At 41.7% G+C, this 14,619-nt stretch carries 9 protein-coding genes; 2 read left to right on the forward strand and 7 right to left on the reverse strand.

The annotated features are described in order from the left end of the window. Positions 1 to 53: 53 nt before the first annotated feature. From CLV32_RS08860 to CLV32_RS08890, 7 genes are read right to left on the reverse strand one after another with little or no spacing between them, the layout of a single operon-like run. A complete protein-coding gene (locus CLV32_RS08860; protein ID WP_133554546.1) occupies positions 54 to 1,370 on the reverse strand; it encodes a TldD/PmbA family protein in 1,317 nt (438 codons plus the stop codon). 2 nt (positions 1,371 to 1,372) lie between these two features. Beyond that, positions 1,373 to 3,007 (reverse strand): TldD/PmbA family protein, encoded by a 1,635-nt coding sequence (locus CLV32_RS08865; RefSeq protein ID WP_133554548.1) that lies wholly within the window; start codon positions 3,005 to 3,007, stop codon positions 1,373 to 1,375. Between the two features lie 54 nt (positions 3,008 to 3,061). Next, entirely contained in the window at positions 3,062 to 4,846 is a 1,785-nt protein-coding gene (locus CLV32_RS08870; protein ID WP_133554549.1) for a hypothetical protein, read from the reverse strand. A 1-nt stretch (position 4,847) separates the two neighbouring features. Beyond that, positions 4,848 to 7,019: a DUF4175 family protein gene (locus CLV32_RS08875; RefSeq protein WP_133554551.1), complete on the reverse strand. Its 2,172-nt coding sequence runs from the start codon at positions 7,017 to 7,019 to the stop codon at positions 4,848 to 4,850. After that, positions 7,016 to 8,416: a BatA domain-containing protein gene (locus CLV32_RS08880; protein ID WP_133554552.1), complete on the reverse strand. Its 1,401-nt coding sequence runs from the start codon at positions 8,414 to 8,416 to the stop codon at positions 7,016 to 7,018. Before CLV32_RS08880 ends, CLV32_RS08875 begins: the two co-directional genes overlap by 4 nt. 1 nt (position 8,417) lies before the next feature. Then, positions 8,418 to 9,305, reverse strand: coding sequence for a DUF58 domain-containing protein (locus CLV32_RS08885; RefSeq protein WP_243732270.1), 888 nt, complete (start codon positions 9,303 to 9,305; stop codon positions 8,418 to 8,420). Next, positions 9,302 to 10,297: an AAA family ATPase gene (locus CLV32_RS08890; RefSeq protein WP_243732271.1), complete on the reverse strand. Its 996-nt coding sequence runs from the start codon at positions 10,295 to 10,297 to the stop codon at positions 9,302 to 9,304. Before CLV32_RS08890 ends, CLV32_RS08885 begins: the two co-directional genes overlap by 4 nt. A 158-nt stretch (positions 10,298 to 10,455) precedes the next feature. Between CLV32_RS08890 and CLV32_RS08895 the strand changes: the two genes are divergently transcribed. Together CLV32_RS08895 and CLV32_RS08900 are read left to right on the forward strand one after the other, a co-directional pair. Next, the gene (locus CLV32_RS08895) at positions 10,456 to 11,085 is read left to right on the forward strand and encodes a DUF4159 domain-containing protein (RefSeq protein ID WP_133554554.1); all 630 of its coding nucleotides are present in this window, start codon (positions 10,456 to 10,458) and stop codon (positions 11,083 to 11,085) included. 383 nt (positions 11,086 to 11,468) lie between these two features. Further along, complete coding sequence (locus CLV32_RS08900) at positions 11,469 to 14,615, forward strand: SusC/RagA family TonB-linked outer membrane protein (RefSeq protein ID WP_133554555.1); 3,147 nt, start codon at positions 11,469 to 11,471, stop codon at positions 14,613 to 14,615. Positions 14,616 to 14,619: the final 4 nt, after the last annotated feature.

Raw genomic sequence — 14,619 nt, forward strand, 5'->3', positions numbered from 1 at the left:
TTTAAATGGTTAAAAAAAATTAGCAATGCCAGGAGCATTGCTAATTGTTGATTTTAAACAGCGTCAGATAGTGACGTAAAGGTGAAGTCCCTGATCTTCATCGGAGGGATCATGCCACTGCCCGTACGAACAGGTTTACCCAGAGCCTCAACATTGTTAAGCATGATAACAGGACTTTCATTGAACCTGAAATTCTTAAGTGGAAACTTGATCTCACCATTCTCGATATAAAAAGTACCATCACGTGTAAGTCCTGTTAACAATAGTGTTTGAGGATCTACCGAACGGATATACCAAAAACGTGTAACAAGAATTCCTTTTTCTGTGCCTTTGATCAGCTCTTCGAGCGATTGGTTACCACCTTCCAAAACAATACTCCTATTGAAAGGTAATGGTTGTGCACCTTTTTGAGCTGCCCAGTATCTTGAGTACGATAAGTTTTTAACAACACCCTTCTCTACCCACTGTGTTCTTTTATTTGGCAACCCATCGCGATCCCATGTTGATGATGGCAACTCCGGATTGAAAGGATCTGAATAGATATTGATGTTTTCTGAGAACAGCTGTTCACCAAGACGCGTACCCCCACCCTTTTTACTCATAAAGCTTCTGCCTTCATCAGCACTTCTGGCATCAAAGCCTCTAAACATATTCCCCAGCATATCACTGGCTGCCAGCGGCTCCAGGATTACCGTGTATTTACCAGGTTCAATAGCTTTTGCCCCTGCAGAACCATTGGCTTTCTTGGCGGCAATTTTGCTAAGCGCCAAGGTATCCATTTTATCAAGGTCATTAAAATCCTGTTCTATATAACCTGATCCTGTTCCCTCCTGGTTTCTTACTGTTACCGAGAAAGAAACATTTGTCGACTTATTGTAGGCAAACAAACCTTTGGAATTCATTACCGAGTTAAAACGGGTAGAATTTTCCAGGAAACCTGCAGCTTCAAGTTTTGCGGCTTTAGAAACCTCCAAACTTTTAGCAACCATATCTGCTCTTGTATCAGGCGTCATTGCCGCCGTTTTTGCATTGTAGGTGGTAGACTCAGGAAAATCCTGAGGCCCTAATAAAGGCATATATTCCGGATTCTCAGGAGCCAGCATCGCTAACTCTTCAGAACGTTTCACCACTTTCTGCAGGGATGCATCATCAAACTCATTGATCGTTGCAGTACCTGTTTTTTTACCGAATGTAGAATTTACCGCAAGGCTCATTACGCTGATTTGTCCAGCTGTAGACACTGCATTGCGGGCATAACGGATATTTCCACCGTCAGAACCATTTAAACTTACCTCACAGGCATCAGCTTTTGAAAAACCGATTACTTTTTTGAGTATAGCCTGGGCTTCTTCTTTACTTAATATAGCCATAATTAGATTTTTCTTGCTGTATTTATAACATTAACACCATTGAAACGTGTAGTTGCGCTACCATGAGACACTGCACTACTTTGTGACGGCTGTCCTTTACCATCGTTAAATGAACCACCTAAACGATAGTCGCTCTCATCGCAAATTGCAGAACATGAGTTCCAGAACTCCTGGGTATTTGCCTGGTAAGCAACATCATTCAGCATGCCGGCAATCTTACCGTTTTTGATCTCATAGAAACTTTGCCCGCCAAACTGGAAGTTGTAACGTTGCTGATCGATAGAGAAACTTCCATTTCCAATAATATATATACCTTTTTCGACATTCTTGATCATGTCATCAACGCTTAGTTTTTCCTTACCTGGCTGCAATGACACATTAGCCATGCGTTGAAACTGAACATCATCCCAACCCTGTGCATAGCAGCAACCCTGTGATGCATCCAGACCTATGATATGTGCCTGATCGCGGATAGCCTGATAGTTTACCAGTGTTCCGTCTTTAATCAGATCCCACTTACCACATTTCACACCTTCATCATCATAACCTACAGCTCCCAATGAACCTTTCTGTGTTTTATCAGCAACAACGTTAACAAGTTTACTACCGAAATTGAATTTTTTGGTTTTCCATTTATCAAGAGTCAGGAAGCTTGTACCTGCATAGTTAGCCTCGTATCCGAGCACCCTGTCAAGTTCTGTAGGGTGACCAACAGATTCGTGGATCGTTAACCAAAGATGTGAAGGATCCAATACCAGATCATATTTCCCTGGCTCCACTGTTTTTGCTTTAATTTTCTGATCTGCTGTCTGCGTAGCGTTTTTCACGTCTTCCAGCATATCATAACGGTGTTTGTATCTCGTAACCACACCCTGCACTTTATCTTCAGCACGCGGTGTAAGGTACTCGTAGCCCATCCCCATCGGTGAACTTAAAGAGTTCACGGTTTGGAATTTACCAGACCCACGGTCAATTTTTGTAATGGTAAAAGAAGGATATATCCTGTGGATATCCTGATCGATATAAGAACCATCAGTTGATGCAAAATATTTCTGCTCATTGATGGCAAACATGACAGAATTCACGAAGCTAGCCCCATTTTGTAAGGCGATATCATTTACGTTCATTAGCAGATCTACCTTCTCCTTAATAGGAACTTCAAACGCATTGCGTTCTATAGGTGCTTTCCATGCTACCTCGCCAAAGCCTTTCTGCGGTGCCAATTGCACAGGCTCTCCCATTATTTTGGAATTAGCCTTAGCTACTGCTACCGCTTGCTCTGCAGCTTTAGCAATATCTTCTTTTGTGACTTTATTCGTTGCTGCAAATCCCCAGCATCCATTGGCAATTACGCGGACACCAACACCAAAAGACTCGGTATTGCTTACGCCCTGCACACGTTTTTCACGGGCAGCAACAAACTGGTTCAGATAACGTCCGATACGGATATCAGCATAGGTGGCTCCTTTACTTCTTGCTGCATTCAATGCAACATCAGCAAGTTCTTTCTTGAATTTTACGTCGACGCCCTCCAGCGCTTGTAAAGGGTCTATGGGATTGCCAAGCGCATTCAGATCCTGGAGTAGCAGTGCTCCAAGGCCCATCCCAGACAGGTAAATAAAGTCTTTTCTTTTCAAAGCGGGTTCATTTTAGTTTAAGAACCTCAATTTATGCTTTTTAAACTAAAAGTTTTATAACATTTTAGTTTCAAACCAAAGATAGGCCAGAGAAAACAAGAATAATACAAAAAATAGCCATTTTGACACTTCTTTTTCGAAATCTTCTGTAGCGACACGAGCTTTTAAGACCTCATCAGCAAGATTTTTTATAGAATTTCTATTTTCAGATATCAGGTTCTGCGCTCTTAAAGCTTTCCAATCTCCGATATCGTATACGTAGAAATAATTAGCAGCTTTTTCTTTTGCCTGAAAACGATTCCATCCTTTTCCGGACACCCATCCTGTACTTTGCCAATAAAACGGCAATACAGTGTTCTGCAAAACACTGCTACCAGCATCGTTAAGCTTTATTTCAGGCAACCCGTTACTTATATTGCTTTCAAATATCACATTTACTTCGTCTCTCACAACAGGAAATAACGGACTAACATGAAATACCTCAGCCGCGATTTGTTTTCTGGCACTTTTACCTAATATATATGCCCAATATTCTGCATAGTCTTTTTTCTGTCCAGACAAAATCCAGTTGTATGTTGAAGACAACACCGTGGCACCAAGCCTGCCATTTCCGTAAAGGCCTGTATTGACGAAGATTTTCCCTTTCTGATCACGCACTAAAGCGATCGTTCCCGGGGCTGACTGGATGGATAATGATTGCCCTGTTGAAATTGGTTTTAAAGAAGTTGTACTTTCATCCAATATTGGTGTAAAAGAAGTCGTAATCGTGTCCGACGAATTAATCAGCTGAAACTTCTGACCTAAGGCCGATAACTGTTTTGTTTCATTAAAGCGGATTAACAAACCTAGTCCTGCAGCCACAGCATTTCTCAATTCTGCATTGGCTGCGTTACCCAGTTGAGCAAGCTCATCATCATCAGCGATGACAAGATCATATTTTTTTAATATTCCGGTCGTCAGCGCTGTACCCTGTTGACCCTCGAGGTTAACTTGCTCTGTACTGAATTTATCTTTACTAATACGGGTTCTGAAAACCGCGGGATATTTTGCTTCTAACAACCAATTTTTTAAAAACTTGTATTCAAAGTCAGGAGAAGAAGAGAGCACAAGGACTTTGATCTTACCTACCGGCAGCACCTCAAAAGGAACTGGCGAAGAGGAAATCAATGTCTCTCCCGAAAATGCCATTACAGTATATACTGCCCGGCCCAGCTGTCGGGGAACAGATCTCAACAAAAAGTTATACTTGCCGTGAGCAGCCACTTTTACGGAGTCGAGGTGCGTACCCGATCCTACCAGTAATAGCTTCACAGGCTGATCAGTAGTATTGTTATAAGTTCCCAATACATCCAGAGATTCGGACTCCCGCACCACATTAGACCAAGATGCCGCTATGATGCCTTCTGGCTCCGCACCGGGAACAAAAGTATAGCGCAGATCTTTTGTATATTTCAATAATGCAGGCGGTAATCCATTTCCGTAAACGCGAAGACTGTTTACATCTTCATGCGTCTTCAAATAATAAGGAAGATCTGCAATTAACTTTACAGATGTACTTTTATACTTCCGGAACACCAAACTATCGAGCGTATAATAAAGGGAATCGTCTGCCAGTTTATTTGTGGCTCCTTCAGTTAAAAGCACCAATTCCTTTTGGTTCACGCTTCTGCTTGCGCGGTATGTTAACGGAGCAATCAAAAACAACAGTGCAACAATAGCGATAACGACCGCGAGGACGCGGAACAACAATCTGGCTTTATTATCCCTTTTAATTTCGAAATAGATCAACACGAGACACAACAAAGTAGCAGCAATATACATTGGGTACAATTTTTCCATCTTATTGCATGCGGTTTAATTGTTTGAAATAAGATTTGGTGAGTTCCGAGGATCTTGCCGACAACTGTACAGGAACTGCGAGCTCAGCACCAATCAGCAAACTCAGGCCTTTCTGCATAGCCGCAATATCTCTGGCTTGCGGATTACCATTTTTCCATAACGCAAGAACTTTCTTGGTCGACTTCAATGCATCGAGGTATTTAGCCGGTGTATTTGAAGCTGCTGCCGACAGTTGTTGCTGAGCCTGTAGCAGCACGCCCAAATCGCCAGGCATAGCGGGCAGACCTTCTTTTTTATTTTCCAACATGGCCAAAGTCGCCTTTAACACAGTAACGCTTTTATTTCCAGCACCACCACTCCTTGATGTCTGTACGCCATTTACTTCCTTGAGCTCACCAGTAAGCCTTTTTTCCGGCTTAATAGGACTTGTTTTAAATGTCGTTTTTGCCACATAAGCCCTTGATTTTTGCTGAAGATCTTTCAGTAATCTCAAAGCCTTATATTCAAAAGGAAGTGCCTGTTGCGGCTCGTAGGTGCGCAAACGAAGTTCTGCCGTCCACATCTCATTGAGGGTGGCTTTTAATTGCGCTTTCAATTCAGGTTCAAAAAATGTGGCATCTTCAGAGGTATCATGTTTGTGTGCATACTGATCCATGATTGCCTGAGTATTTCCAAATTCCACCGCTTCGGCATGTTGCTCAGCCTCATGCCCATGCTCATCTTTGCCTTCTGCATGTTTACCTTCTTTTTCATCGGCATGACCGCCGCCAATATTCGTTTCTTCTTCTTCACCCAGGAATTTACCGTAACGCAGCCTAAGCATTTTTTGATCTATGCCCAGGTTATTGCTTTTATTCTTGAATTCTTCTTCAGACATCCCGGCTTTCTCCTTCAGCAATTTTTCTGTATCCATAATGAGCTGGCGCTGACTCCTAAAATATTCAGGAACAAGGTTAACACCGTTATCAATACCTGCAAGGCTCATTAGTTCCGTTGTATCCTGGATAGAGACAAAATAAGTATCTGACCTACTCAACTGTCCGTGGTTGTCTTTTGCATTAATATAAAAGTAAAGCTCATCGCCAGGCTTCATGCCAAGCTCGCGGAGCAGTATCCGCTGACTTATCTGTATGCTACGCTGGTTATGAATATTTGTTTGCAGCGCAATCTTCTTCTCTTTAAAACTTACAGCCTCACCTTTACCGCTAGCCATTGTTGCCGAGATCGAGGCATCAGTAATCCCATAATCATCGTTAAGCAATACCTTCAGATCAATCTGTTGTGGCTGTCCAATATCAATTGTACTATGCTGGGCTGGATTTGTTATCCTGATGGCAACGGGTAGATCCGGAGTTACCTCCATCTGGTAATAATCAGATTTTTTTCCATTGAGCACAATTTGATAGAATCCAGACTTTGCAATCAGACGACTGGCAGACCAGGTTGATTTATTGTCCGCGGATTTTAATGGAACACTTTCATTATCATTAAGCAATAGCACCATAGACTGAACAGGCAGAGAGGTCTTGATAGCCCATTTGACCATGGAGCCAGTCTCTGCAGTCAGGCTGAATTGCTGCTGACTGCGTGCTTGTTTGCCGGTATATGCTGGAGGTGTTATTGTAATTACAAAACCGGATACCTCCGCAGGGATATTTTCTTTGACAACAGGCATACCAGCATTTTTTTCTGTTATAGAATCAGTTATGCTCCTATTAGATTGCGAAATGAAGGAAAGCCCATAGGACAGTGCAATTGCAGCGACGAGTACCAGCACCGGGCCTACAAGCTGTTTCCATGGCGCATCAGAAATCTTTTTAGCAGACAGCACTTTGTTAACACGATCTGCCTGTAAACGCTGTAGCAAACTAAGATTTTCTTCAGGTTCCAGCACAAGCCAGCTGCTTTGTTCAACTTCTGGAAATTGATCATCAACAAATCGAGAGACCTGGGCACTGGAAATGTTCCAGTATTTCATCCAGGCAGAGATACCAGCAAACAACAGTAGAAATATCAATACAAAAGCTTTCCAGCCCGTACCTAAAAAGTGCATCGCAACAGTAGCAGAAATAATTGCTGCCGTGGCGGCAAAACAAAATGCTTTGACTGCATCAGAAAATATCCAACGTCGCCGCAATCCCTCTATCCAATATTTACCTTCGGAACTCCTCATATACCCTGTCTTGTTTTTCTGTAAGATAACCAGCGCTCAGCGATAAACACGATGAATAGCAGCCACCAGATATAGTTTTCAATTGCTTTTGTTTCGTAGGAAGTCGCGGGGGTTATTCCTTTTTCTGAAGACCCCGAAATACCCGCTATACTTGTCGTGCTTACAGCATTAAGATAACGCTCATCCTCCTTAAAACCATATATAGCAGCCGGGTCTGGGTTTAAAACAGGCAGCATTGCCATCAGCATGCCATTACTCCAAACCATCGATGTCCATTGTGGACTAAAGCGGCTATAAAATTTATACAGATGCACACCCAATTCCCGTGTTTCTACAAGCAACGGCTCACCAAAGCCATCAGTCCATACCGGAACACCAGCTTTTTCTGTCGTTGCCGTACGCTGATAAAGTTGTGTTTCATCGAGTGCATCTCCTCTCAGTTTAAGAATCTGCGATTTAAGTTTGAATGGCTTAGCTCCCGCATAAGCAAAAACCGTAGTCCCAGGAGCCAAACCCTTGAGCTGAACATCAGTTAACCGTTCATCTGACAACCAAAAGATAAAGGTGCCTGGTTTTTTAATGTCTTCTACGGTTTGAACAGTACGCAGATGCACCTTATGTTTTGTAAAATCAGCGATTGCTAAAACTGCCGCCCTAACATAACTGGCGCCACCAGATTTTGACGATTCGTAAATAGCAATCTCTTGATTTACGGTATCTGCAAAGGTGCTAACAGGGCTGTAGTAAGTCCCCGCTGCAGAAGAGTGTGCTGTTAAGCCACCCACTGGCCAGGTCGTTTTCAAACTGTCGTCAACAGACGCAAGTTGCCAGTGTAGTGCAAGCTGTGTAACTGGCAATGCCCCGGAAAATCGGCTCAATTGATTTCCAGTATACAGGTAAACCTTGAAACCTGCGCCTAGCGACTGATCGAGGTGGCGTAGCATAGAGAAATAAGATGGTCCTGTTGTTGAAGGCTTAGAAAAAACCGTTGCAGTATCCTTCAGATCAATCAGTGGAAATTTTAGCGCTAAATCATGAAGCTGGTAACCCTTTGACAATAATGAATCCAATTGCCTTTTATGTTTTGTCCACACCTCTTTAAGCAAAGCACGTTCTACGACTATCCACCCCGGACGGTCTGCAGTAATCTGCTTAGTTCGGTATACCGGCAGGGCAAGTAAAAGTGACACCAGCAAAAGCAGTATACACCTGATTAGCAGCAATGGCCAGTCGGTAACCTTTAGGTTTCTCGACCTTTGATTAGAAGGAGAGCCGAGCAGAGCGATACTACCGATTTTGAGTGTCTTCCCATTTTTTATATTCCACAGATGTACGATTACCGGGACAATAATGCCCAGCGCAGCTAAAAGACCAAGGGGATACAGCAGTTGAAACATCTTATACTTTTAATTTTTTTCTTTGGTTTAAGAAATCCCTGAGCGCCTGTTCCAGCGGCTCATCAGTACTTAACATCCTGTAAAATATGCGTTTATTCAATGCTTTTGTTTTAACCTCTTCAAGGTAACTTTCCAGTTTTGCTTTATAAGTTTTACGGATGGATGATTGATCTACCTGAATCGTAGCTCCCGTCTCAAGGTCTTCAAATGTAGAGTAGCCTTTAAAATCCAATGCAAGTTCATTTGCCGACATCAGGTGAAAAACAATCACTTCATGTTTTAAGGTACTCACAGTATCCAGCAGGTCAAAAATTTCCGTTTCACTCTGATACAAATCTGTAATAAATATTGTGAGTTCTTTTTGGCTGGCACCGGAATACAGTTGCTTATAATGCGCTGCCTTTGTAAAACTACCTTCAGGCTTGATCTGTTCCAGTTGAAAAAACAGCCTGGAAAGATGCTGAAAATCCTGCTTTACGGGCAGAGAAATTACTTCATGTGATTTAAAAACATTCAAGCCAATGGCATCTCCCTGCAAGTTGCCGAGATAGGCCAAAGACGCAGCAAGGTAGCGGGCATATTCTATTTTTGTGTAGTCGCCATCAGAATGATTCATGGAAGCACTTGCATCGATCACCAGACGGATGGAAATATTTGTCTCAATTTCCGACTCCCTGATATAATAGCGGTCTGATCGGGCAAACATCTTCCAATCAAGCAACCGCAGATCATCACCCGGCTGATAACTCCTGTATTGACTAAATTCCATACCTGGACCTTTGATCGTACTCTTGTTAATTCCATTAATAAAACCTTCAATAGTAGTTTTTGCTGCCAGAGAAAGCTCTTTAATGGCCATTAATATTTTCGGATCGAGGAGTTTACTCATTTCCACTGGGGTTTAACCACCACTTTAATCAATTCTTCGGTAACGCGGTCTGCACTTACCTGCTCTGCCTCTGCCTTAAAGTTCATCAGGATCCGATGTCTGAGCACAGGATAAGCCATAGTATGTATATCTTCAGGTATAACAGCGTAACGACCATTAAAAAGGGCGCGTGCTTTAGCCGTTAAGATGAGCGCCTGTCCAGCCCTTGGGCCAGCACCCCACCTAACCCATTCTTTGACATATGCGTAGGCTGTAGTGTCGGGCCGTGTTGCGCGGATCAGTTCACTTACATAGGCAACCATATCATCACTGATGCTTACATCACGCACCAGGCTTTGGAGTTGAATGATATCCTCTGAGCCAATAACCGCTTCTACTTTATTTTTTTTCTTTCCTGTGGTACTGCTTAACACAGCGATTTCTTCTGCTGCAGAAGGATACCCGATCTTAACATATAAAAGAAACCTGTCCAGCTGTGCTTCAGGCAAGGGGTATGTGCCTGCCTGCTCAATAGGGTTCTGCGTAGCTAATATGAAAAACGGTTTATCTAACGGATAAGTCTGTCCACCATAAGTTACTTCAAACTCCTGCATTGCTTCTAACAATGCCGATTGTGTTTTCGGAGGAGTCCTGTTGATCTCATCAGCCAGAATGATATTTGCAAATATTGGCCCTTTATTGAATTTAAAGAAGCGCTTGCCTGTAACATGGTCCTCTTCGAGGATTTCCGTTCCAAGAATATCCGTAGGCATCAGATCGGGTGTAAACTGAATACGTCTAAAAGAAAGATCCAGCGCCTGCGACATCGTGCGTACCATCAACGTTTTTGCCAGTCCAGGCACCCCTTCCAGCAAACAATGGCCTCCGGCCATCAATGCAATCAGCATTTCTTCTATGACCACATCCTGGCCAACTATGACTTTCTGTATTTCCTTTTTCAACAGTGAAAGCTTACCGATAAGCATTCTCACATTACTTTCTGAAATCTCCAAGATATTATATGTGTTTTATGACCAATGATGTATAAATCGATTTCAATATAGGGCGAATTCAATAGAATCGTTTATAAAAATCATAGAATATCGAAAAAATTACACTTCAAAGCAGTCGTTAGAGCGGATTCTCGCAAAATATGCATTAAATTAGATGAATGTTAAAGAATAAGTTCACGTTTGCCCGCCTAAAATACAGTTCCGGTGATTGGGATACCGATCAACGGATGCCTGCAAATATTCTAAACTCCATTTTAGAATATACCACAATCCCTTTTGACCCCGCGGAGAAAGTAATAGACCTGGGCAGTCCTGACATTTTTAATTATCCTTTTTGCTACCTAAGCGGACACAAACTCGTGCAGTTTAACAAACAGGAAGGAGCAAACTTCAAGAAATATGTGGAAAATGGAGGCTTTGTATTTGTAGACGATTGCAATCACGACATTGACGGTTTATTCTCAAAATCTTTTGAGGCGCAGATGGCTTCACTATTCGGTCCGCAGGCGCTAAAAAAGATTGCAAACAATCATCCTATATATACGTCTTTTTTTAAGTTTGAGAAAGGCCCTCCTACCACATCATTTGAACTTAATGGCTGGGGAGACGATCTAGTCCACGATTACCTCAAGGCCGTTCAGATAAATAACAGAATTGGTGTATTATTCAGCAATAAGGACTACGGTTGTGAGTGGGACTATGATTTCCGAAATAAACGCTTCCTCTCCGAGGACAATACAAAATTCGGTGTCAACATTATATTATATGCTTTAGGCATTAATGCTTGACCTCAACATAGCTCTTTAAAAGCTCCAGCCTTCCAACAAAATGGAGGGCTTTTTTTTGGCATAAAAACTCATCTATTTTAAAAAACACGCAAAAAAAACTGGACTTAATTACAAAATCAGACAAAATACAAGCGAAAAACATATTTAAAATCCAAAATAACCAAACAAAACAAACAAAAAGCCAGTGACAACTAAATATTTCGTAAATAAATTACCTAAAAAAGTGATTTATCATGACGTATTTAATGCAAAAAACATAATTACAACACTTATTAATTGAAATAAATATAAAAATGTTCCATTTCGTCACTTTTTAAAAACAAAAGACACAAAAAACATTCTAAAATCATCATATTTAGAAAAACTAAACTAAAAACTAAAATATGAGAAGAAAACTACTCGCTACATTCGTATTATTATGGTGTATTGCAGTGCAAGTGCATGCACAAACTCGTGTTGTTTCCGGAAAAGTGACCGACAAAACCACCGGCGCACCGATCCCAGGCGTAAGTGTTATTATTTCAGGCACAAGAACCAGCACACAAACGGATAGAACAGGAGCTTTTACTTTAGCGGTGCCCGCAGATGGCGCTAAAAACCTGAGACTCTCTTTTGTTGGGTATGTGACTAAAATCGTACCTATAACAGGCAACTCTTTATCTATCATTCTTGAAGAAGATGCTGCAGTGCTGGATGAGATCGTAGTAAACGGTTACAGCACACAAAAGAAGGCCGATGTTATTGGCTCTGTAAGCAGCGTTACAGCGAAACAATTAGAAAATAAACCTGTACAAAGTTTTGACCAGGCTTTGGGCGGTAAAGCTGCCGGTGTTCAGGTGACCCTACCAAACGGCGTCTTGAATAACCCGCCGGTAATTCGTATCAGGGGTACAAACTCTATCTCACTAAGTTCATCTCCATTATTTGTTGTGGATGGTGTTGCTACCTATTCTGGCGACGCCAGTGGATCTAGCGCGGCAGGTAACGCACTTGCCAGCATCAATCCAAATGATATTGAGCGCGTAGAGATTCTTAAAGATGCTGCTGCTTCTGCGATCTATGGTAGTAGAGCTGCAAATGGTGTAATCGTAATTACTACAAAAAGAGGTAAACCAGGTAAAGCTGTAGTAACCTATGACGCATGGGTTGGGACTACAAAGGCGAGAAACTTACCAGAACTGCTAGATGCTTATCAATATGTTGAATTGAAAAATGAAGGCCTTAGAAATGCAGGTCTTTTCAATCAGGCAACACGTTCGTTTAATTTGCAGAATGATGCTGCTGGAAATGTAATCAATACCAACTGGTACGATTATATTTATAGAACGGCTTACTCGCACAGTAATACAATTGGTGTTTCTGGTGGTACAGAATCAACAAACTACTATCTTTCTGCTGGCTACACAAAACAAGAAGGTATCATCCAACACAATGATTACACAAGAAAATCCATGTTGGCTAAAGTTGACCACAAAGAAGGTAAAATTTTCGCTTTCGGTGGTAAATTACAATACTCAAATGAGCAAAACCTTGCAGCTACATCATCAGGTTCTCTTTCTGGAGAAGCATTTGGTACTGGCGGTTTAGGTAGGTTAGCGATTGTTACTGCGCCAAACGTTGCTCCAAAAAATGCTGACGGAACTTATAATATTTTCAATGCTACCACAATTGGCAGGGGTGCCAACGTAGGATCTGACGTGGGTTTTTACAATCCTGCAGCAGTGTTAGATCTTGATCGTTCAAACAATGAGCTGAACCATATCCAGGGAAGTGTGTATTTACAAGCTAACATCACAGATTGGTTATATGCGAAATCGGTATATGGAGTAGATTATATCTTCTCTGACAATGATTCTTTCTTCAACCCAATCAACGGTGGTTCTGCAGCCTCAGGCGGTTCAGCTTCAGCAAGTTTCAGTAAAAACAAACGTTGGGTATGGACAAATACTGCTCAGGCAACAAAAACTTTTGGCGAGCATAACTTCTCCCTACTAGTTGGTAATGAGCAAACCAGAAGTACAGTAAACGGCTTTAATGCATCACGCACAACCTTATCAGATCCAGCTTTCAATTCTTTCGCTGCTGGTTATGCTACACCTACAGCAGGTGGAACAGTAGGTGAAAACTACCTGGTATCATTCTTCGGAAGTTTAAACTACAACTATGCTAAACGTTATTATTTAACAGCTAACGTTCGTCAGGATCAATATTCTGCATTCGGTGCAGACAATAAAAAAGGAACTTTCTATGGTGTTGGTTTGAAATGGGAAATTGCAAATGAGAAATTCTGGACTAAAGCCGGACTGGACAAAACCTTCTCCAGCTTCAGCTTAAGAGGAACTTATGGAACAGTAGGTAACACTGCTGGTCTTGGTAACCTTGCATCTTACTCATTCTACGGAACAGGTTTGTATAACGGATCGCCAACATTGGTTCCTACACAAACAGGTAATGACCAAATCGGATGGGAAGAAAGTAAAAAACTGGATCTTGGTATCAACTTTGGTATCTTGAATGACAGGATTACCGTAGAAGCTGCTTACTACAAAAACACTTTGGATGGTTTGATCTACAGCGTACCTCAGATACCTTCTGCAGGTTTACCAAGTGAACCTTCACTGAATATTGCTTCTATGTACAACAAAGGTTACGAGTTAACCATCAGTGGAGATGCTTTTAGAGGAAAAGATTTCAGCTGGAGCCCTTCATTCAATATCTCTTACAACAAAAACGAAATCACTTCATTATCAGAAGGTATCACTCAATTCTTAACTACAACTTCTTCACTGGAGTCTGCCAGTATCTCTCAGGTCGGTGGACCACTTGGTATGATCTACGTTGTTAGAACTGCTGGTGTAGACGCCGCTTCAGGAAGAAGAATCTTCATTGAAAAATCTACCGGAAAGAAAGTACTTTACCAACAAGTAGCTCCCGCAGGACAGTTTAGATACACTTATGAGGATGGAACAGAAGCTAAAAATGGTATCTCTCTTGCAAACGACGCCAGTCCTTACAAAAACACGCAACCTAAATTTTCAGGAGGTTTCGACAACACATTCAGATACAAACAATTTGATCTTGGATTGACCTTCACTTATCAATTAGGATTCTCTATTTACTACGGAACAAACTCAGGTCTTAGAGATCAACGTTTCTGGAACAACTCTACTGATATGCTGAGAAGATGGACAACTCCAGGTCAGGAAACAGACATCCCTAAAATTGTTAACGGAGATAACGTATCCAACGGATCATCTTTCCCTATCGATGTAAACGTTTTCAAAGGTGATTTCCTAAAACTGAGAAGCGCAAGTCTTGGATATACATTACCAGTTAGCTTCGTATCTAAAGCTAAGATTGCTAATGCAAGAATCTACGTAAGCGGTAACAACTTATTGATCTTCACCAAATATCCTGGATCAGATCCTGAGGTATCATCAAACGGAAACTCGAATTCAGCTGCCGGAGTAGAAAGAAACTCTGTTGGTAACGGTCGTGCATTTACAGCAGGTATATCAGTTAAGTTTTAACCTA

Source organism: Pedobacter duraquae (assembly GCF_004362245.1).
GTDB lineage: Bacteria > Bacteroidota > Bacteroidia > Sphingobacteriales > Sphingobacteriaceae > Pedobacter > Pedobacter duraquae.